Origin of the sequence: Dellaglioa algida (genome assembly GCF_030127605.1) — a bacterium.
GTDB classification, from domain to species: Bacteria; Bacillota; Bacilli; order Lactobacillales; family Lactobacillaceae; genus Dellaglioa; species Dellaglioa algida.
Map to the genome: position 1 here is coordinate 149,994 of NZ_JANXLE010000001.1, position 21,566 is coordinate 171,559.

At 36.2% G+C, this 21,566-nt stretch carries 18 protein-coding genes; 1 reads left to right on the forward strand and 17 read right to left on the reverse strand.

Annotated features, from left to right (window positions below; translation table 11 throughout):
* Positions 1-29: 29 nt before the first annotated feature.
* Positions 30-1,061, reverse strand: coding sequence for a LacI family DNA-binding transcriptional regulator (locus N0K73_RS00660; RefSeq protein ID WP_057974059.1), 1,032 nt, complete (start codon positions 1,059-1,061; stop codon positions 30-32).
* Positions 1,062-1,222: 161 nt separating this feature from the next.
* On the opposite strand from N0K73_RS00660, the gene N0K73_RS00665 reads away from it, so the two are divergent.
* Positions 1,223-2,302: an SIS domain-containing protein gene (locus tag N0K73_RS00665; RefSeq protein WP_057974060.1), complete on the forward strand. Its 1,080-nt coding sequence runs from the start codon at positions 1,223-1,225 to the stop codon at positions 2,300-2,302.
* A 106-nt stretch (positions 2,303-2,408) separates the two neighbouring features.
* Here the strand turns inward: N0K73_RS00665 and araA are convergent, their stop codons facing one another.
* The 16 genes from araA to N0K73_RS00745 form a co-directional block, all read right to left on the reverse strand.
* Positions 2,409-3,836: an L-arabinose isomerase gene (gene araA / locus N0K73_RS00670; RefSeq protein WP_057974061.1), complete on the reverse strand. Its 1,428-nt coding sequence runs from the start codon at positions 3,834-3,836 to the stop codon at positions 2,409-2,411.
* A 44-nt stretch (positions 3,837-3,880) separates the two neighbouring features.
* Complete coding sequence (locus N0K73_RS00675) at positions 3,881-4,582, reverse strand: L-ribulose-5-phosphate 4-epimerase (protein WP_112250882.1); 702 nt, start codon at positions 4,580-4,582, stop codon at positions 3,881-3,883.
* Between the two features lies 1 nt (position 4,583).
* Positions 4,584-6,203, reverse strand: coding sequence for a xylulokinase (locus N0K73_RS00680; RefSeq protein ID WP_112250884.1), 1,620 nt, complete (start codon positions 6,201-6,203; stop codon positions 4,584-4,586).
* Positions 6,204-6,224: 21 nt separating this feature from the next.
* Positions 6,225-7,601, reverse strand: coding sequence for a sugar porter family MFS transporter (locus N0K73_RS00685; RefSeq protein WP_112250886.1), 1,377 nt, complete (start codon positions 7,599-7,601; stop codon positions 6,225-6,227).
* Positions 7,602-7,800: 199 nt separating this feature from the next.
* Positions 7,801-8,889, reverse strand: coding sequence for a GntR family transcriptional regulator (locus tag N0K73_RS00690; protein ID WP_112250888.1), 1,089 nt, complete (start codon positions 8,887-8,889; stop codon positions 7,801-7,803).
* A gap of 208 nt (positions 8,890-9,097) precedes the next feature.
* Complete coding sequence (locus N0K73_RS00695) at positions 9,098-10,018, reverse strand: aldo/keto reductase (protein ID WP_112250890.1); 921 nt, start codon at positions 10,016-10,018, stop codon at positions 9,098-9,100.
* 165 nt (positions 10,019-10,183) lie between these two features.
* Positions 10,184-11,599: an MDR family MFS transporter gene (locus N0K73_RS00700; RefSeq protein ID WP_112250898.1), complete on the reverse strand. Its 1,416-nt coding sequence runs from the start codon at positions 11,597-11,599 to the stop codon at positions 10,184-10,186.
* Between the two features lie 187 nt (positions 11,600-11,786).
* Positions 11,787-12,422, reverse strand: a complete 636-nt coding sequence (locus tag N0K73_RS00705; protein ID WP_112250900.1) for a TetR/AcrR family transcriptional regulator — start codon at positions 12,420-12,422, stop codon at positions 11,787-11,789.
* A 114-nt stretch (positions 12,423-12,536) separates the two neighbouring features.
* The gene (gene codA, locus N0K73_RS00710) at positions 12,537-13,775 is read right to left on the reverse strand and encodes a cytosine deaminase (protein WP_112250902.1); all 1,239 of its coding nucleotides are present in this window, start codon (positions 13,773-13,775) and stop codon (positions 12,537-12,539) included.
* Between the two features lie 134 nt (positions 13,776-13,909).
* On the reverse strand, positions 13,910-14,056 hold the full coding sequence (locus tag N0K73_RS00715) for a hypothetical protein (protein WP_169787607.1): 147 nt from the start codon (positions 14,054-14,056) through the stop codon (positions 13,910-13,912).
* A gap of 164 nt (positions 14,057-14,220) precedes the next feature.
* Positions 14,221-15,129, reverse strand: a complete 909-nt coding sequence (gnd, locus tag N0K73_RS00720) for a phosphogluconate dehydrogenase (NAD(+)-dependent, decarboxylating) (RefSeq protein WP_112250904.1) — start codon at positions 15,127-15,129, stop codon at positions 14,221-14,223.
* Between the two features lie 77 nt (positions 15,130-15,206).
* Positions 15,207-16,415: a PTS sugar transporter subunit IIC gene (locus tag N0K73_RS00725; RefSeq protein WP_284064356.1), complete on the reverse strand. Its 1,209-nt coding sequence runs from the start codon at positions 16,413-16,415 to the stop codon at positions 15,207-15,209.
* A 77-nt stretch (positions 16,416-16,492) separates the two neighbouring features.
* The gene (locus tag N0K73_RS00730; RefSeq protein ID WP_112250908.1) at positions 16,493-17,488 is read right to left on the reverse strand and encodes a D-2-hydroxyacid dehydrogenase; all 996 of its coding nucleotides are present in this window, start codon (positions 17,486-17,488) and stop codon (positions 16,493-16,495) included.
* A gap of 407 nt (positions 17,489-17,895) precedes the next feature.
* Positions 17,896-19,128: a NosD domain-containing protein gene (locus N0K73_RS00735; RefSeq protein ID WP_225416499.1), complete on the reverse strand. Its 1,233-nt coding sequence runs from the start codon at positions 19,126-19,128 to the stop codon at positions 17,896-17,898.
* Between the two features lie 122 nt (positions 19,129-19,250).
* Positions 19,251-20,123 carry a fructokinase ScrK gene (gene scrK / locus N0K73_RS00740; protein WP_112250910.1) on the reverse strand — a complete coding sequence of 291 codons (873 nt, stop codon included), beginning with the start codon at positions 20,121-20,123 and terminating at the stop codon, positions 19,251-19,253.
* Positions 20,123-21,535, reverse strand: a complete 1,413-nt coding sequence (locus N0K73_RS00745) for a glycoside hydrolase family 32 protein (RefSeq protein ID WP_181647409.1) — start codon at positions 21,533-21,535, stop codon at positions 20,123-20,125. The genes scrK and N0K73_RS00745 overlap by 1 nt, the downstream gene beginning before the upstream one ends.
* Positions 21,536-21,566 lie beyond the last annotated feature (31 nt).

Genomic DNA, 21,566 nt, shown 5'->3' on the forward strand with positions numbered 1-21,566 from the left:
CTCTTCGAAATGAAGTTTTTTATTTTGTGCTATAAAGATTCACCTAATATTAATTTTGGGGTAACATTGTGTACCATATCATTTTTTGAATCAGATTGATTTAAAAGATTCATCAACACAGAAGTCGTATTCTTAGAGAGCTGTTCAATATTGTGATCAACCGAAGTTATTCGTGGCGTATTATATTCGTTATCTGTGAAGTATTCACAACTAGCTACCCCTTTTCTCGCATCAGTTCCCAACATATCTAAAATCCCTCTGAGCACCCCCTGAGCAACTTGGTCATTAATAGCAAGAACTGCATCAAAATCGATACTATTATCTACTAAATATGACACACCTTCGTACCCATTTTTTGCATAAAAATTATTATTAAGTACAACATTTTTATCGGATGTCACTTTAACAAATGTATTTACTCTGTCTTTTGTAATCCAATCTGTTTTTGTACCACCAATAAAAACAATTTTTTTGTAATTTTCTTTAACAAGATGCTTGGTTATCAGATTAGTCGAAATAGTTTGATCTCTTTGAATAAAAATTACATTTTTAAGCATGTCCATTTTTTTTCGTCCGACTACTACTACAGGTGTTCTTTCGGCAACCGATTTTAACGTATCCAAATAATCTTCATTAACTTCTAATTTATCTATTAAACCACCTAGGATTAGAACCGCATCATAGTTATTTTTTTGAATTTGATTAAAAATATCAATTTCTATTTTTAATGCTTTTTTTGAATCTTTTTTATTTGCACTCTGTGTATCAAATAACGATAACGTATACCCATGTTCTAAAAATTGTTGTTCTAAAAAAGCAATAAATTGATTAAAATAAGGATTTGTAATATCTGAGACCACAACAGCAATCATATTTGTTTTTTTTGAAATCATACCACGAGCTAACATACTTGGAGTATAGTTCATTTCTTTAATTACAGCTTTGATTCTCTCCCTTGTAGAATTTGCCACATTGGGATCATTATTTAAAACTCTAGAAACGGTACTTATGGATGTTGCCGCATATTTCGCTATATCTTTAATAGTTATATTTTTAGTCATCTTTATCACCAATATTCCTTTAATTATAGAACCATTATCTGGTAATTAAAAAAGTAAGTCAACTTAATTTAAACAACGCATATAAAACGCTTGCAAAAAAGTGAACACTATTATATTATGGTTTATGGGAACGTTACCATAAACAGAAAGGTGAATCTAATATGACTGAAAATAATTTAACGATGATGACTTATATTAACGAAGAACAACCTATTTTAAGTAGTATCCTACGTGATTACCATATAAATACGAAACCTATCAAAGGTAAAGAATGGTTGATATTAGCAACGGGTTCAAGTCTTAACGCCGCTTACAGCGCAAAATACTATATTGAAAGTATTTGTGACGTCTATATTTCCATTGAGGAACCTTTTAAATTTGAGTATTATGAAAAATTACGCCCCACTATTGATGTTGTAATTGGTGTTTCTCAAAGTGGTGAAAGCACTTCTACAATAGAAGCACTTAAACATATCAGAATTAACGACAACACTGTTCATTTGATGGCATTAACAAATAATATAAATAGTGAAATTACAGAAGTAGTTGATGAAGTTATTGATCTTCAAAGTGGTGAAGAAAAAATTGGATACGTTACTAAAGGTTTTTCTGTTACTATTTTAAGATTAATGTTATTAGGTCTTAAAACAGCTGCAGTAACAAATACAATATCTGTTGAAAAAGAAAATAAAGAATTATTGGAATTTTCAAATGCAATTGATAAAATCAGTGATATTATCAACAAAACGGAGATATTCTTTAATGCATGGAAGTCTGAACTTATAAAAGCCAGTCGTTATACGGCTTTATGTTGTGGATCAGCAATAGGTACAGCACTTGAAATGCAAACAAAATTTTCCGAAACAGTCCGCGTCCCTAGTCAAGGAATGGATATTGAAGTATTCATGCATGGTCCCTATTTTGAAATAAACAAGAACCATCAGTTATTTTATATTGAAACAAATTCACCTGTTAATGATCGACTACTAAGATTGAAAGAGTATGAAAAAAATTATGTTGAAAACTACTTTACAATTACTTTAAACAAGTCAACTAATAATAGAACAATTGGCCTAGATTTAAGCGTCGATGAATTTAAAGCACCATTATTTACAATTATTCCTTTTCAAATTTTGGCACATCATATCGCAGAAGAATTAGGAAATAATTTACCAAAAAGAATTTTTACAGATTTCGGTATTGCAATGCAAAGTAAAACAAAACCAGGGTCTTATATTTAAGCATAACAGGATATCACTACAAATTTATAAAGTATAACGAAAGAAACCATCCCTGAAGGATGGTTTCTTTCGTTATACTTTATAATGATTTTTTTACTAACATTAATTATTTCTTAATTTCAACATACTCAACATCAAACATTTTAGCAAGATCAACAACTTGTTGTTCCTTAACATTCATTGAAATAACAGTATGATGACCACCACCATTTTCAATCCATGAGTGGATACCTTCATGGAAACCGGGTTCTGGAACCCATAATTGACGAGCTACTGGTAAGTGAGGTGCCTCAACTTCTGGTTTTGACCCATCAACTGAATTGATGAGTAATTTATATTCAGTACCAAAATCAGACATTGAAATAACAACACCATGACCATCTGAACCATCAAAAATTAAACGAGCTGGGTCTTCACGGTCACCAATTCCTAATGGATGTACTTCCACACGAGGTTTTGTTGAAGCCAATGTAGGATCAACTTCAAGCATATGTGAACCAAGGATTTCTTCATGGCCTGCACGTAAATCATATGTGTAATCTTCCATGAATCCCGTTAATTTATTGTGTGCCATAATTTTGATTAAGCGATCAATTGCGGCAGTCTTCCAGTCACCTTCACCAGCAAATCCATAACCTTCGGCGTTCAAGCGTTGAACGGCCATCCCTGGTAATTGTTTCATGCCCCAAAGATCTTCGAAGTTAGATGTGAATGCCGTGTATCCGCCACGTTCCATAAATTTGCGTAAAGCAATTTCAATTCTAATCTGTTCTTTAACATGATCTTCAAAGAATGCAGGATCATTATCACCAACGACCATATCGTACATGCCTTCACATTCTTTGTAGGTTGCGTTAATTTCAGCATCCGTTACTTCTTTCATTTCAGCAACTAAATCACCAATACCAAAGTAATCAACGGTCCAGCCAAATTTGATTTGTGCTTCAACTTTATCACCGTCTGTAACGGCAACATTACGCATATTATCGCCAAAACGAGCAACTTTAATGTTGAAACTTTCGCCGTAAGCTACGGCAACATCCATCCAGTCAGCAATTTGTGATTGAACTTTTTCATCTTTCCAGTAACCAACAACAATTTTATTGTGTTTTTGAAGACGTGCATTAATGAAGCCATATTCACGATCCCCATGGGCACTTTGGTTAGTATTCATGTAATCCATATCAATTGTTGACCAAGGAATATTTTCACCAAATTGTGTTGCTAAATGCAATAATGGTTTTTGTAATAATTTTGTTCCGCGAATCCAGTTTTTAGCGGGAGAGAATGTATGCATCCAAGTAATCACACCCGCAACTTTATCTTCAAAGTTTGCTTCTTTCATAATTTGAGTAATGACTTCAGCAGTTGTTGCGACTTCTTTAAAAATAATTTTGTATGGAAGTGAACCACTGGCATTTAAATTCTCAATGATTTTTTCTGCATCGCTCTTAACAACGTCTAAAACGTCTTGACCGTATAAACCTTGACTACCAACAACGAACCAAAATTCTTTTTCACTAACTTTTAACATAATATAATTCCTCCTAATAGTTTCTTATTTTTTAAAATCGTATACTAATGTTTAATTTGACCATAATAAGCATTTTTACCATGTTTTCTTAAAAAGTGTTTATCCAATAAATATTGTGGCATATCAATTGCGTGCGGATTTAATTGCAATGAATGATAAGTCATTTTTGCAACCTCTTCTAAAACAACCGCATTGTGCACAGCATCCGAAGCCGATGTTCCCCACGTAAATGGGCCATGATCATTAACTAGCACAGCTGGAATTTGATCTGGATCGAGGTTTCGTTTTTTAAACGTCTCAACGATTACATCACCTGTTTGTTTTTCGTACTCTGTCACAACTTCGGCTTCATTCATGATACGACTTGCTGGAACTGAGCCATAAAATGTATCTGCGTGCGTTGTCCCGGCGGCCGGGATATCTAACCCTGCTTGTGCAAATGAAACGGCCCAAGGTGAATGCGTATGAACAACCCCTTTAATATTAGGGAAGTTGTTATATAGAATCCGATGCGTTTCCGTATCACTCGAAGGATTCATATCACCTTCAATTTTTTTACCTTGTAAATCAACGACGACCATATCTGAAGGTTTTAGGTCATCGTAATCAACACCAGATGGTTTGATGACAAACAACCCTTTTTCACGGTCAATTCCACTCACGTTACCCCAGGTAAAGGTAATTAAGTTGTACTTAGGTAACAGCATGTTAGCGTCGTACACTTCTTGTTTAAGCTTTTCTAACATATTACTCGTTCCTCTTTTCTTCCTTAATTGTTTTTATGGCTTCTGACTCAACAGGTAAGCCAGCTTCATACCTAGATATAAATTTATTGTAACCTTCAACCCCTTCAGGTTCGGGACTTAATGTCATGCTTTCTGGATCTACAAAGACCTCGTGATCCAAGAAATCTTCTAAACTTTGACCATTGTTATTTCTCTTAGCGAAAATAGCTAAGACTGCCATTCCCCAAGGTCCACCCTCACCAGCCGTGCTCATGACAGTAATTGGAATATTCAGCGTATTAGCTAATACTTGCTGTCCAACAACGGCTGTTTTTAAAATACCACCTTGAGCGATCATAACGTTAGTTTGGATATGTTCTTCCTGACTTAAAATATCCATTCCAATTTTAAGAGGCGCAAATGCCGCATATAATTGTGTTTGAATGAAGTTAGGTAACGTAAAATTACTATTAGATGTTCGAACAAATAATGGACGTCCTTCCGACATATGCGTAATATTTTCACCAGATAGGTAACTATAATTAATCAAACCACCAGCATCTGCATCCGCATGAGTTGATTCTAAGAACAAACGTTCATACAACTGATCCGGTGTTAATTGAACGCCTAATTTTGCCGCAAACTCGCCGAAAATAGATACCCATGCATTAATATCTGAAGAGCTATTATTAACATGAACCATCGCAACCGGTGCACCACTTGGTGTTGTCACGATATCGATATCTTTATAAACTTTTTTCATTGGAGCATCAAGAACAGTCATTGAGAAAGCTGACGTTCCAACCGAGATGTTACCTGTTCTCTTACGGACACTATTTGTCCCAACCATCCCTGTACCAGCATCCCCTTCAGGAGGCGCCATCAAACTACCGCCTTCTAGTTTGCCACTGGCATCAAGTAACTTAGCCCCTTCATCCGTTAAAGAACCCGCATTTTCGCCAGCTCTTAAAACGGTTGGTAAAATATCTTTAACATTCCAGTCGTATTCAGCAACTTTTTTAATGTCACTAAATTTATCTAATAAATCAGCGGAGTAAGTACCCGTTTTTTCATCAATTGGGAAGATACCAGAAGCATCCCCGATTCCAATAACTTTTTTACCGGATAATTTATAATGAACGTAACTGGCCAGGGTTTCTAAATGAGCAATATCGTTAACATGCGTTTCATCATTTAAAACAGCCTGATAAAGATGGGCAATACTCCAACGTTGTGGGATATTGAAGTTCAATAATTCCGTTAATTCGTCAGCTGATTGTTCCGTATTATTATTTCGCCATGTTCTAAAAGGTACCAATAAGTCATCTTTTTCTGAAAAGACGAGGTAACCGTGCATCATAGCACTGACACCAATCGAATCAATTTTCGTTAAAGGTTCATGGTATTTACTTTGAACATTTGCGGCCATTTGTCTATAACTTGTTTGGATTCCAAGCCAAACTTGTTCAAGCGAGTAGGTCCAAAGACCATCTTCCAGTTGGTTTTCCCAATTAAAACTTCCTGTCGCTATTGTTTTAAAGTCATCTGTCACCAGCACGGCTTTAATCCGCGTTGATCCTAATTCGATTCCCAATGAAACTTGACCATTTTTTACTGCTTGAGATGTTTTTACTAAATCCATATTAATCGTCCTCCTAGCTTGTTAGTTACTTGTTTTTTTTGTTCCTTCTTCTTCAATTTCTTCCAATGAACGACCACGTGTTTCTGGAACAAAGAAACGAATGAATAGGACACCCAATAAACAGATAACTCCGAAGATTGCGAACACGGCATCTTGTGGCATCGAGGCCGTCATGATAGGGAACAATAGTCCTACCAAGAATGAACCAATCCAGTTAGCCGAAGACGCAATTCCTGAAGCGCTTCCACGAACGGCTAATGGAAATAATTCACCAACCAATACCCATGTAAGTGGTGCCCATGTGAATGAGTAGAATGCAACGTAGATACATAAGAAGACAACAATCATCATAGGACTTGTATTTGGTACTACCATATTAATAATCGTTGGTAGGATAAATGATAATCCCATGACCAACCCACCAAGAATTAAAAGAGTACGGCGTTTAAATTTATCTGCAATAACTAAGAACAAGAGTGATCCCAAAACAAGGATAATTCCTTGTATGATTGGCCACATTAATGCTGAACTTGCCGCATTACCCGTTGCCTTTTCAACAATTAATGGGATATAGTAGAAAATTGCGTTAGCACCTTGGAATTGTTGGAATGCCGCAACACCGACACCGGCCATAACTAGGTAACGATATTTTCCTGTGAACAATTGAACCATTGACGTTTTTTCAATATGGCTCTCTTCGCCGGCAGTTGTCTGAATATCTGCTAATTCTTGTTCAACTTCATTTTCTGGGCGAATCCAAGTTAATACTTGGCGTGCCTCATCAACTTTATTTATTTTAACCAAGAAACGAGGTGATTCTGGTAAACGTGAAACTCCCATATATAAGACAACCGCTGGAACTGCTGCCAGTCCGAGCATAACGCGCCATGCCCATGCTTCAGGTAAATCTTTTAATAGGAAATCCATAATATATGAAAGCAACATTCCTGAAACAATCATTGTTTGATTAATCCCCGAAAGTCGTCCCCGTAATCTAGCAGGAGACATTTCTGACATGTAAGCTGGTACCAATGCTGATGAAGCACCAACTGCTAGTCCTAAGAAAATGCGGACAATTATTAAATACATCTGTCCGTTATTAGGTGAGAATGATGCAAGCAATGACCCAATAACGAATACAACGGCTGACATCAGAATCATTTTTCGTCGGCCTAACTTATCTGACAGTTTTCCTGCTAGCGCACCACCAAAAATGGCACCAAACATAACTCCTGAAGTGATCCACCCAACAGTACCAGCACTATTTTGAAGTGCCCAATCTTTTTGTAAGAAAGGTAATGCTCCTGTCATAACCCCGATATCGTATCCGAACAAAATTCCACCAAATGATCCAAAAAAGTAAATAAACTTACTAGATATTTTCTTTTCTTTTTGCATATGCCGCCTCCAAATTTTATTGTCTTCCAGTTATTACCCGAAAAATTGCTTTGAACCAAGCACCTTTAAAAGCGCTTCCATTTTTATAACAAGGTCATCTTCTCACATTCATACGAATAAATCAACATGTTTTTTATTTATTCGTATGAATTTTTAGAAATAAAAAAATAAGTTGCCTAAATGCTAGACAACTTATTAACTATTTATTCCGGTTTTTAACGCTTTCTCGGCTAACTAATTTAGCCTCATATACAACTGATTCAATCTTTGTATTCTTACCTCTTATCATCTCTAACAACATTTTAGCAGCTTTACGTCCCATCTTTTCTTTAGGGTGCCTAATTGTCGTTAACTTTGGTGACATATATTTTGATAACTGATAATCATCAAAACCAACAATAGAAACGTCTTCTGGAATCTCCATATCCATTGATTTTACGATATCCATTAATTTAATGGCTAATTGGTCATTGTAGCAAACAATTGCAGTCGGTCTGTCAGAACGGTGTAATATTTTTTCAATTTTTTGATAAATATTTTGCAAGGGATCCGTTGACCGATACATCAATATTTCACTTTGATATGAACTATTAGCATGTTCCATATACGCCTGAACAAAACCGTTCATTCGTAGTAACCCTTGTTTATCATCCACCTTAAAAACGCCTAATATTTTTTCATGTCCGTTTTTAATTAAATGCTCCGTTTCTAACTCACTGCCATTGAAGTCATTTAACTCCAAGTATGGAATGTCAATATCTTCATAATGCGCGTTAATGAAGAGCGTTGGTATTTTAAGTTCTAATATTTTTTCATATAAATCTTTATTTTTGTTAACCAGTGCGCTCTGCGTTGGCTCAATAATCAATCCAGATAAGTCCATCTCCAACATCTTTAAAAGACTGGTTCTTTCCCTGTCTGGAGTATCCAGAGTATTACTTAAAATAATAGTATACCCTTCTTCCGAGATAACCCGGTCAATCCCCGTGATGATGTTTGGGAAAATATAGTCAGCAATGTGCGTTGTAACAACGCCAATCATTTTATTATTATTTTGCGTTATTTTTTTACCAGTATGCCAGTCATTAACAAAGATACCGCCACCTTGGATACGATAGACATAACCCGCGCTTTCTAAATCGCCAATCGCCCTTCTAATTGTATAACGACTTACCGAATACGCGACCATTAGTTCAGATTCCGTCATTAACTTATCATTAATATCAAATTCACCCGCTATAATTTTATCTTTAATTTCACGATAAACATGTTCGTACTTATTCTCCATATTTTCCACCACCCATTTACCATTATCTTACCATATCAAGCAGCTCACAAAAGTAATTTTGTTTTTAGTACCTCCAATCATTTAAATAAATAATTGCTCTTGTATTCATCCGTACAAATTATTTATTATAATATAAATATTGCAAAAAATAGAGTTCACATCCAACTTAGATGCGAACTCTACTTTTTTAATTTATCATAAACTATTTTTATGGTAACTTATTACCCGCTGCACGATAAATTTCGTACCATTCTTGATGCGTTAATTCTATTTCAGTAGCATCTGTGATTTCGGTAATACGTTTTGGATTCATTGTCCCCGCGATTACTTGCATTTTTGCAGGGTGACGTAAAATGAATGCAGTCGCAATACCCGTGTTTGTTGAATTCTTTTCTCTAGCTAAGCGATTTAACACTTCATTCAATTCAGCAAACTTAGGGTTATCTAGGAATGTGCCTTCAAAGAAACCATATTGGAATGGTGACCATGCTTGGATCGTCATCTTTTTAAGACGCGAATATTCTAATATTCCACCATCACGGTTAATTCCGGCATCATTAACCATATTCACGTTTGTTCCCAAATCAATCATTCCAGTATGCATCACACCAAATTGAAGTTGATTTACCAATAATTTCGTGTCTAAAGCCTGTTGTAATAAATCAACTTGTCCCGGATAAAAATTACTTACCCCAAAATTACGAACCTTACCAGATGCTTGGAGCTTTTCGAATACGCGAGCAATGGCTTCAGGCTCCATCAATGTATCGGGTCTATGTAACAATAAACTATCAATATATTCTGTATTTAATCGTTTTAAAATACCATCAACACTTTTTTCGATATGTTCTGCCGTAAAATTATATTCTGATCCTGGCACAATACCACATTTTGATTGAAGAATTATATCTTCACGTGAAAGTTCCGTTTCAGAGAAACCCGCTGCAAAAACTTCTTCAGCTTTTCCCGCTCCATAAATATCTGCATGATCAAAGAAGTTAACACCATGATCAGCCGCCGTTTGAATCATTTCTGCAGCTTGTCTCGTCGACAATTCTGGCATACGCATACAGCCTAACCCGACAGATGATACTTGAAGATTACTTCCACCCAAATTAATCATTTTCATTGTATTACCCCTTTTCAGTTTATGCTTTAATTTTATCAGTTACGCTTATAAAGCGCTATCAATAACCATTATAAAATATATTACGTCTATAATATATTTTACATAAAGCAAAACACAATACTAATCACTATATTTAATGATTAATATTGTGTTTTTAATATTATTTTATTTTTTAACTTTATTCAAAGTTATCGTTACAATAAAACTGAGCGCTAGTATCCCTAATAACATCGTAAATGTTTGTCCATATGCTAATACCACATGATTTTCAAACGTAGCAGCAGTCGCTGTTTTAGCTTCACTAACTAAATTTTTACTTAAGACATTTGTTAACCAAACAACTGCTAAGGAATTAATAATTTGCATTGCTGAATTAATTAAAGGCGTTAGTCTCGAAACAACAGCCTTTGGTGCAGAACCAAGATTATAAGTACTAATCTGCATCATTGTCATTCCTTGTCCTAGTCCTAAAATGGCAATTGTGATTAACAATGTTGTTGTATCCGTTTGTAATGTTAGTTGTGTTAAACGAATAATTCCAATAAACATTAAGCCAATTCCGGGTAAAGCGGCAGCCCTAACTCCCCAACGATCAAATAATTGACCACCAATAAACATCCCTACAAATGAGGCGAGTGCCTGTGGCGCAATCATTTCACCAGCATGCAAAGGAGAAAATCCTTTAGCCGTCTGTAAAAAAAGAGGGATTAACAAGGTTGCCCCAAATAATACAATTTGATTTAACCAACTAACTAAAATTCCTCTTCTAAAGCGATCCACCTTAAATGCACTTAATGCCATTAAAGGATGGTCTTGCTTGAGTTCAACATAAATAAATAAAATCAATAAAGTAATACCAATTAACAATATTGATGTCGTTGTCCAATCCGTTAATGCATGGTCTCCTAAACGATGAACCCCATAAATTAATGTTACGAACGCTGTAGGCGAAAGTAGTGCACCAAAAATATCTAGACGTTCATTTTTAATTAATTCTCTTTTTGGTAAATACTTTAGCACGCAAATTGCCGCAATAATACCGATTGGTAAATTAATATAAAAAATGGCATGCCAACTCGCATAACTCAATAACCATCCGGCTAAAACAGGCCCTGCAATTGGTGCGATTACCATTGGTAAGCCCAATAATGCCATTAACGAACCACGTTTATCAGCTGGTACTAATTTCCAAGATTCTGCCATACCGATTGGTCCAACTAAACCGCCTGCCATTCCTTGTAAACAACGGAATACAATCAACATTTCAATTGATTGCGACATTGAACAAAGAACGGAAAATATAGCAAACCATACAATTGCCAAAAAGATAACGCGCTTTGCACTAAATCGGTCAGATAACCATCCGGCTATTGGCGTAATAGCCGCTAGTGCAAGTGTATAGCCCGTTACAGACCACTGTACCGTACTGAGTTTGGTTGAAAAAACATGTTGTAATGATGGTATTGCTACATTCATAATTGTTGTATCCATCATTGTTAACAACATCGCCAGGGCAACCGTTAATATTGATGGTAAAACCGCCTTTAAAGAAAATTCTTTTGTTTCTACTTTTGTTTTCAAAATTTAAAACTCCTTTCTAGAACATCGTTCTATAAAAATCACTCTAACACCGTTCTAGAAAAAAGTAAACCTTTCTTCGTAAAAATAATACAATTAATTATCATAAAATCGCTTTAAAATGCTTCTTTATTAACTTGGAATTAAAATAAAAAAGCATCCGTTAGCTGAGCTAACAAATGCTTTCGATTTAATTATTTTGTTGTTGATCTAAACCCGCTATGATTGTTCGTAAACTCCAAGTTAAGGCCGCTTCTGTCCCCATTTGTTGGAATAATCCCTTTTGATAGAGTCTTTTTAAGATGGTAATCTGTGAACCTATCTGTTTATTTATCGCCAATTGTCCAATTGGCGTTTGTGTTACATTTATTTTTTGAACTAAAAAATCACGTTCAAATGCTAAAATGTAGTTCAATAAAATTGAAATAGCATTAAATTTTTCGCCATCACTCAATTTAAGGTCATCAATTACGACAAGAAGTTGTTCAGTTACCAACCAATAGTTATCGGTATCTGGCGGTAAACTAAGCATTAATTCTGCCGAATAAGGACGTTTTCTTAATTCTTGCGCCAATATAAGTCCATCTTGAAGTAATCGTTCTTGCCAAGTACCACTTTTTTTAAAAGCTTTTTCAGCAGAACCTGCTACCTCATTTATCAATTCATTAAAAATGGCATTTTTATTTTCAAAATGCCAATATAATGTTGATACCGATAAATCTACCTTTTTAGCCAACTTGCGCATCGAAAAAGTTGCAATGCCATCTTCTGCCAACAACTCCCATGCTGCTTGCACAATTTGTTCTTGATTTACTGAATCTGCCATAATTGTTCACCTCTATATATAAAATTCTATCATAATTTAATTCCAAATAGAGAATGAATATATAATTCAACCTCATTTACTAAACCTATAATAATTACCTATGTTATGTATTTTTCAGCTAATATATAACTGCGTTTCTGCAGGCTTAGTCTCACTAATTACATCTCCATTATGCACGGATAACATAACAGCGGCGCGTGTGTTCAACGCATCATAAAAATTATCACTATCCATAATCACAAAGCTAGCTGGTTTCCCAACTTCAATTCCGTAATGATCCATAACGTGCATCGCTTTGGCACCATTCGTTGTCACAAATCGGTAGGCGTTCATAATCTGGCTGTAACCCATGATTTGCGTGGCATGTAAGCCCATATGCAAAGCATCCAACATATTGCCGTTACCCATTGGATACCAAGGATCTTTAATATCATCTTCACCAAAGGCAACGTTTAGACCATTTTCGTCTAATTCTTTTACACGTGTTAACCCACGGCGTTTCGGGTATGTATCAAATCGACCGCCTAAAAACATATTCACGAGTGGATTAGCAATAAAGTTCATGTCTGACATTTTTAATAAGCGCATTAATTTATATAAATAAGCATCATTATACGATCCCATCGCTGTTGTGTGTGACGCGGTAACCTTGTCTTTCATCCCTGTTTCCAGCGCTAAGGTCGCAACTGTTTCCAGACTACGAGAACTAGGATCATCAATTTCGTCAGTATGCGCATCGAATAATAAATCATATTTTTGTGCTAGTTCGAAGGCAAAATGAAGAGATTCAACTGCGTATTCACGATTGAATTCAAAATGTGGAATCGCACCAATCGCGTCAACACCCAATTCGGCAGCCTTCGTCATCAATTCTCTCCCATTTGGAAATGATAATATGCCTTCTTGTGGAAAGGCGACCAATTGTAGCTCCATCCAAGGCTTCACTTCTTCACGCACTTCAATTAAGGCCTTCAAAGCAACTAACTCTGGATCAGTTACATCCACATGTGACCGAACGAATTGAACGCCATGCGCTGCCTGCATTTTCAAGGCTTTGACAGCACGTTCTTTGACATCTTCACGCGTTAACGTTTTTTTACGCTCAGACCAGATTCGGATACCGTCAAATAAAGTACCTGATTCATTCCATTCTGGCTCTCCAGCCGTAAGTGTTGAATCCAAATGGACATGTGGATCAACAAATGGAGGTAACATTAATTTATTCGTTGCATCAATGACCTGCTCGTTAGATTTAGCCTGTAAATTTAGGCCAATTTCAGTAAATATCCCATTTTCTACGCGGACATCTTGTAGTTCTTTTTCATTTTCGATATGTGCTTGTTTAATTATCACGATTTAATCACTCCCTAATTTAATTCTTTCTCGTCTAAATTGTACCTGACTCACGACAAATTTAATAATGATTCAGTGAAATAAAAAAAGATTAATTCCAAGAATACTCAGAATTAATCTTTGAACTTTTATAATTAGTTTTTTTCTGATTCTAATTTAGCTGATTCTTCTTCAATAAATTTGAAACCTGATTGTTTTTTTTCAGCTTGTGGATGTTTAGCACGTTCGTCCATTGCTTTTTGAGCCATTGCTTTGCGTTGTTCTTTACTCAACTTTGCCATTGCTATCGCCTCTTTTGATTTGGACAGTTAACTGTCTTTCAACTTCACTCTTAATTATAGTCCTCTTTCAGTAAAGTGGCACAAATTAAATAAATTTTGTCTCAAAAAAATTAAACAAGACATGGTCCTGCGAATTATCCATTCGTCATATTAAAAATAACAGCTTACGATTTATCTACAACGTGCCCTCCGAAGCCATGGCGCATTGCAGCAACAACCTTACCTGTAAAGTTTGCATCAACGTTTCTCATCGATTCATAACGCATCATCACTGACAATGCGATAACTGGCGTTGGCACTTTACTATCGAGTGCTTCTTGTAATGTCCACTGCCCTTCACCTGAAGAATGCATGCGTCCAAGTAAGTCATCCAAATGCGCATCATCAGAAAACGCATCTTCCACAAGTTCCATTAACCAACTGCGAATAACGGAACCATGATTCCATAATTTAGCTACGGCTTCATTATCATAATCATATTGTCCACTCTCAAGAACGTCAAATCCTTCACCAATTGCTTGCATCATTCCATATTCAATCCCATTATGCACCATCTTCAAGTAATGACCAGAGCCTGCTGCCCCAGTATAAAGATAACCATCTTTTTCAGAAATCAATTTAAAGATTGGATCAAGATATTGATTAAATGCATCCGCATCATCGCCACCAATCATAAAGTTCCCACCATTACGAGCACCTGATTGACCTCCCGATGTACCACAGTCAAAAAATCTCATTCCGGCTTCTGTCACGATTTTATTGTGTCTAAGCGAATCTTTAAAGTTTGAATTACCGCCATCAACAATTAAATCATCCTTATTAAGCAATTCCGTCAATTTGACGATAGTTGCATCAGTTGGTGCACCAGCTGGTAACAACAACCACGTAATCTTAGTAGACCCTAATTTAGAAACAAAGTCTTCAAGACTTGAAGCTGAAATTGCGCCTGCTTCTTCTGCAGCTTTTACGTTTTCAGTTGCTAAATCGAATCCAACAACCTCAATTCCATTATCAAGCATATTCTTTGTTAAGCTTAACCCCATCTTACCCAGTCCAATCATTCCAACACGCATATTAATAATCCTTCTTTCAATTATTTTTCTATATTTTTTATTTTCAATTAGATATTTTTATTAACTTACAAATATTGTTATAAATCTTGTTGGAAATCCATTGGTGTATACAGTTTTAATAACTTACTGAATATGAACTGTACAACGAATCCCGCAACAATTGGCACAACCAGCCATGCAAAAACACCAACTAGCGGACTAATAAAATGATTCATAACTGATGAGGGAACTGTAGGGTCTTTAACTATTGATTGGATAGGCGAAACTAATCCGATGAATCCAAAACCGGCAGTAGTCGGTGTCCCTTGAATGTTAAATAACGCAACAGGAATACTGGATATCGCGGCCGATAATAAAAATGGCAACATCGTCACGGGTTTGGCAAATACTGAAGGCATCATTCCCTTCATTGCCCCCAATGCGATCGCAACGGTAACTCCCGGTTTATTAACTTTCCATGAATTAATTAATAAAACGATTGTTGTTGCGACAACACCCATGGCAGCGGCCCCGGAACCAATACCCGACAAACTAATTGCCAAAGCAATTCCGACAGTTGAGACAGGCGTAATAATAATGATTGAAAACGCCATAGCAATTAACATTGCCATTGGAATGGGCGCAAAATTTGTGAACATCTCAACCAATTCGCCAATCCACGCTGTAACATCACCAACATAAGGCGCAATCGTCTTACCAAGTAGGCCAACGCCACCACCTACAAGAATTGGACTTAAAATAATCGCAACTGATCCAAATCCTTTTAAATAATGGGCAACTAACCAGACGACTATAACTGCGATAGATGCGACAATCATAGCATTAATAACATCACCGGACCCAGAAGCAATATAAGCATTCATGGGCACCACAGAGTTCACTCCTGTCACCGGATTTTCCCATCCGGCAGGTGCAACCGCCCACTTAATTGAACCTGATGCCACCATTGTTGCAATGGCAACAACACCAACATCTAAAATTTTCATTTTAAATTGTAAGGCAATGGCCATCCCAATTAAAAATGGAATTAACGATGTAAATAACGTTAAAATAGCACTTAAATCTGCGCCGAACGCAGTGGTACCCAATCCTGAGTACTTAATAATATATTTCATAACAGCTGATGGTAAAACACCAATCAAAATCCCTTGTGCAGAACCTGACAAGACTTTAAAAAAGAAATCTTTTAAATGTAAATCAGTTTGACCATTAAAAGCAACTGGTGCACTTTCTTTTGCCATACGTACATATTCTGTGTCTTTTTTTTCTTCAATTTTATTGGACATACTACTTTACCTCTTCCCAATTTTAAAACTTGATAACCCCGTAACCTTTTTGCACTTGTTCAAAATAATTAAAAAATTTAATATTCTACGAACGTTTCTGGCTTTTCACCTTTTCCAAAAACAACTGCTGCGTCAAATGATTGCTGAACCATCTCTGAAACAGCCTTAGTTGTATAAAACGCTGTATGAGGTGTCACCAATACATTTTTACGCGCAATTAAATCAGCAATTTTTTCATCTGGAAAATCACGATTAGTCCAATCTTCGTTAAAAAGACCAACCTCATTTTCATAAACATCCATACCAAAACCTGAAATTTTCCCTGAATTTAGTCCAGCTATAATTGCATCTACATCTATTAAATTACCACGAGCCGTGTTCACAATTACAACACCATCTTTCATTTTTCCAATGGCTTCAGCATCAATCAAATGATAATTCTCAGGCAATCCGGGAACATATAAAGAAACGGCGTCAGCTTGTGCGTACAATTCATCCAACGTATCAACATATAGACCCTCAGACATTAATTCAGCATTGGGATATTTATCGTAAGCAATTACTTTTGCACCAAAACCTTTTAATATGTTGATGGTAACACGACCAATATGTCCCGTTCCAATAATGCCGACCGTTTGCATACGCATTTCTCGACCAATAGTTGGTGCCCAACGTAAATTATGTTCAGCTACTTTAGCATCCAGCTCCTTCGTTTGTCGAAATAGGCGTGCTAATTGGATCATTGAATGTTCAGCAATCGCATTAGGCGAGTATACGGGTACATTAGAAATATTGAATTTAAACTCGCGTGCTGCATCAAAATCAATATTATCCGTACCTACGTTACGCAACGATAAATTTGTTACGCCAACATCAGCTAGTGCCGCTAATGAGTCACGGTTATAATCTAATTGCTGATAGACAACTACTGAATCGGCACCTTTAGCTAACTTAGCCGTTTCTGATGTCAGTAAATCCTGCGTATAATCCACTTGAATCTCCGGATTTATCACTTTCCATTCCTCAAGCGATGGTTTTTCATCATCACGGATACCATATGCAAATATTTTCATATATTATTCCCCCAAAAATTTATTAAATACGTTTCCAAACCAAAAGTAAGTTAAAATTTTAACGATATTTTTGCCCATCCGTTCGATGCACGGACAACGTTTATTCAGCATATTACTTACGTGATATGTCAAATAAACAATAACATCGATTGAAAGCGCTGTCAACGATGCCGCCTTATTATATTAGTTTTAAATTATCGTTAAATTAGTTAATATGTTTAAAAATAACTATTTATATAAATAATCGTTCACATATGTATCTATTACTAATCATTTACTATTAAAATATTTACTTATACTATAAATATGTATCCCATCGATTTATGGTATTATGCTTTAATTGAATAAAAAATAAGGTCTCAGATAACTAGAATTAACGTTATCCAAGGCCTTATTTATTTCAAAAATTAATATTTTGTCGGAACAGTCGGTGTTGCTCTAAAAGCATTTACGGTTTTATCTATTACGATTTGTTCATTATTACCCGAATCAAGAACGGTATTTTGAGTTGACGACTTCTCAACTAATACAGTGGTAACTGCAACTTTTTTTAATTCCTCGGTTGCTAACAATGCGTCCACTTGAGCAGAGAATGCCGAATCGCCACTTCCTGATTGAATTTCTGTAGCAACAACATTATTATTTGCAATGTAATTACCATGTCCGGCAACAAGCCGAATAATAACTGGCGTTGCCCCAGCCGGTTTAAGCGTTTCCTGGTCAATCGTCTCTGAGAAATGATTACCAATCACAGAATTATCGTTACCACTAATTGATAAGAGACCATACAAATCATCCAGTCCATTATCGCGATGTTGCATTGGTGCCCATGGTTCTTGGTCATGCAACATATGATTTGCCGAAACTAAGATTTCCGAACAGTTTTCATCCAAAACAACCATTCCCGGATAAAAAGCATGAAGACGATTATTTGTAACAGACGACTTTGTTACACCGGCCAATGAAATACTGCTTGCGCCTCGAGGAAAAATATTATTCGTGGTAACCAAGAGCCCACCAAAGTTTTCGGCAAAAATGGTATACCCATTAAATCCTGCACCCATCAAATTTTCCGTTACTTTTGACGCTTGCCCCCAGCCTCGTAGTTCAATACAATTTCCACATTCAGCAATAAAATTATCATGAATCGTTAATGCATCGGCGTTGTAAATAGTCACGCCATGTTCTAAGTAAACAAAGCCCATTTCCGTAATTCGGAACGAATCTTGCGCACTTGCAACATAAATACCTGTCTTACCATTCACATACGTATTTTCTGGATTTTTTTCACCTGATCCGTCATCCACGAAGTGCAATCCATCAATATTAAAATTAGAAAATTCTACTGAACTAATACGTGGATTTCCCTCTCGAGCAACATAAAAAGCCGCACCGTCAGATTCTTCGTCCGATGTACTAGGATCAAGATCAACAAGAATACGACTCCCACCCGGCCATAATTCATGCAAATCTGCCCACTCATTTTCTGGTACATTAAATCGAATACTTGACGATGTAAACCCATGACCAGATCCCTGAATTTTAAGGAAACTAATATCAATTAATACTTGGGTCCGCAAATGATAGTCAGCAGGTGGTAAATAAATAACTGCTACCGGATTGTCGCTGCTTAATGTCATTAATAATACTATTAATCACTTCACCGACATCTTCATATGGATTTCCAACAGGCCACTCTGTTACATCATAATAATTTTTATTCGTCATTATATCGTCCTCCAATTTTTGTTTGATTAACTAATTATTCAGACAATAACTTTTCAGCTAAAGCAAAATTACCAACGTTAGCCGATCCATTATTAGCCACTTGCGGTGCCGTAATATACTGTTCTAATGGTGGAACATCAACATAATCATTTAAAATTACCTTGAATTCTTGGCGTACTTTCCCTAATAAAACTTCATTAGCAACACCGCCACCAAAAACAATTTTATTTGGACGTAGACTTAAAGTTGTCTGAACGGCGGCTTGAGCAATGTAGTAAGCCATAATGTCCCATGTTTCATCCGTTAAAGGAACATCTTTACCTTTTTTACCAGTTCGTGCTTCAAATGTTGGTCCAGAAACGAGTCCCTCTAAACAATCACCATGAAACGGACAAATCCCTTTGAAATCAAGATCATTAGGGTGCCTTTTAACCAACACATGTCCCATTTCAGGATGACCAATACCACCAACTAGATGACCATTAATAACAGCACCAGCACCGACACCAGTTCCAATCGTATAGTAAACAAGTGAACTAATTTTTTCATTGAACAGCGTTGACATTGTATACTCGCCATACGCTGAACCATTAACATCAGTCGTCCAAAATGTTGGTACATCCAATTCATTTTTTAAAAATCCCAAAAAATCCGTATCATTCCAACCTGGCTTAGGCGTTTTAGTGATAAAACCATATTTAGGTGACGTTTTTCTAATTTCAATTGGTCCAAAAGAAGCAACACTAAGTGCCCCAATTTCAAACTGCTTAAAATAATTAACAACTGCCGTCAAAGTTTCAGCTGGCGTTGTTGTTGGAATTTGAATTTGGTTTTCTACTCGATAGTCCTCATTACCAACCGCGCATACAAATTTTGTACCACCCGCTTCAATACTTCCTAATAACATTACATTTCTCCTCCAAGTTCATAAATTTTAATATCATAATTTGTGGAACCACTACTTGTCTCAATCGTGAGTTCTTTTTCATCATAAACCCGTTCAGAAAAACAAGCCTCACCATTATTCACAAATAATTCTGCCGAACTATTGTCCATTAATAAATGAATATCCATTTGACCGGAAACCGTTATGTTTGTTTCTCGAAGTAAGTCATCGTTATATTTTTGTAAGGTCACTTTACCCGTTACAGCTCGATAATTAAGTTCTAGTAACGATTTTCGTTCGCTGTCTTGAACTTTAACCGAAACATCGTTTTGTCCATCAAAATTTGCCAGATATTCAAAACTCTTTGTAGGCGCCTTAAAAGAAATTGTATTTTGTTCAGGCTTAATAACCTCTAACAGCACTTTTTTACGTAATTTTTCGATTTCTCTAACAGGCGTCATTAACAATTTACCATCTTTCATACTTAACTCTCTCGGAAATGTAAGTGCCCCTGCCCAACCGTCTTGTTGCTCCGGTATTGGACTTTCCCACATATCCATCCATCCAAATACAACTCTTCTGCCATCGGGTGTAAGCATTGATTGCGTGGCGTAAAAATCATGTCCAAAATCTAACTCAGTAAATTCACCATGATTCAAAGTATGCGTATCTTCATCGAATTTCCCAATTAAGTAGCCTGTTTGGAAAAAATTTCTATATTTTAATTCATCGGCCTTAATACCTTGCGGTGACATAATGAGAACATCTTGACCGTCAATTTCAAAAAGATCAGGACATTCCCACACAAATCCCTCTGAATCAACAGACTTGGCCGTCGCAATTGGACCTAGATAATCCCAGTGTTCCAGATTTTCTGAGCTGTACATAACAACCCGGCCCAATCCAACTTCATTCTTACTACCAATCACAATATAGTATTTACCATTTTTGTACCAAATCTTAGGATCTCTAAAGTCATCAGCATTATCCGCGGGTGGAATTGAAATAACCGGATTTCCAGCATATTTTTGAAAGTTAATACCATCGTCACTGAATGCCAAATTTTGATTTTGCCAGTAACTGTCGGGATCATTTTCATCCTTCAAATTATGGCCCGTGTAAATTAAGTAGAGACGATCATCTTTCACAATTGCGCTCCCAGAAAAACAACCATCTTTATCTTCTTTATCACCGGGAAACAGGGCTATCGGTAACCGTTCCCAATTAACTAAATCCTTACTTCTCGAATGTCCCCAGTGCATTGGACCCCATTCTACCGATTCCGGATGATGTTGGTAGAAGATATGATAGTAGCCTTTATAAAAACAAAATCCATTTGGATCATTCATCCAGCCTGCTGGTGCCGTAATATGGTAATTCAATCGATATCTTTCATTTGTTATTTCTGGATAATTAACCGTTTCATTTTTCAAATTTAATTTCTCCTCACTTTTTATGTTAACC

Coding starts and splice junctions, on each gene's coding strand:
- N0K73_RS00665 (WP_057974060.1), top strand. CDS start 1,223: ATGACTGAAAATAATTTAACGATGATGACTTATATTAACGAAGAACAA.
- N0K73_RS00685 (WP_112250886.1), bottom strand. CDS start 7,601: ATGCAAAAAGAAAAGAAAATATCTAGTAAGTTTATTTACTTTTTTGGA.
- N0K73_RS00690 (WP_112250888.1), bottom strand. CDS start 8,889: ATGGAGAATAAGTACGAACATGTTTATCGTGAAATTAAAGATAAAATT.
- N0K73_RS00725 (WP_284064356.1), bottom strand. CDS start 16,415: ATGTCCAATAAAATTGAAGAAAAAAAAGACACAGAATATGTACGTATG.
- araA (WP_057974061.1), bottom strand. CDS start 3,836: ATGTTAAAAGTTAGTGAAAAAGAATTTTGGTTCGTTGTTGGTAGTCAA.
- N0K73_RS00660 (WP_057974059.1), bottom strand. CDS start 1,061: ATGACTAAAAATATAACTATTAAAGATATAGCGAAATATGCGGCAACA.
- N0K73_RS00680 (WP_112250884.1), bottom strand. CDS start 6,203: ATGGATTTAGTAAAAACATCTCAAGCAGTAAAAAATGGTCAAGTTTCA.
- N0K73_RS00695 (WP_112250890.1), bottom strand. CDS start 10,018: ATGAAAATGATTAATTTGGGTGGAAGTAATCTTCAAGTATCATCTGTC.
- N0K73_RS00705 (WP_112250900.1), bottom strand. CDS start 12,422: ATGGCAGATTCAGTAAATCAAGAACAAATTGTGCAAGCAGCATGGGAG.
- N0K73_RS00675 (WP_112250882.1), bottom strand. CDS start 4,582: ATGTTAGAAAAGCTTAAACAAGAAGTGTACGACGCTAACATGCTGTTA.
- gnd (WP_112250904.1), bottom strand. CDS start 15,129: ATGCGTGTTGGAATGATTGGACTGGGTAAGATGGGGTTAAGCTTAACA.
- N0K73_RS00735 (WP_225416499.1), bottom strand. CDS start 19,128: ATGACATTAAGCAGCGACAATCCGGTAGCAGTTATTTATTTACCACCT.
- scrK (WP_112250910.1), bottom strand. CDS start 20,123: ATGTTATTAGGAAGTATTGAAGCGGGTGGTACAAAATTTGTATGCGCG.
- N0K73_RS00730 (WP_112250908.1), bottom strand. CDS start 17,488: ATGAAAATATTTGCATATGGTATCCGTGATGATGAAAAACCATCGCTT.
- N0K73_RS00715 (WP_169787607.1), bottom strand. CDS start 14,056: ATGGCAAAGTTGAGTAAAGAACAACGCAAAGCAATGGCTCAAAAAGCA.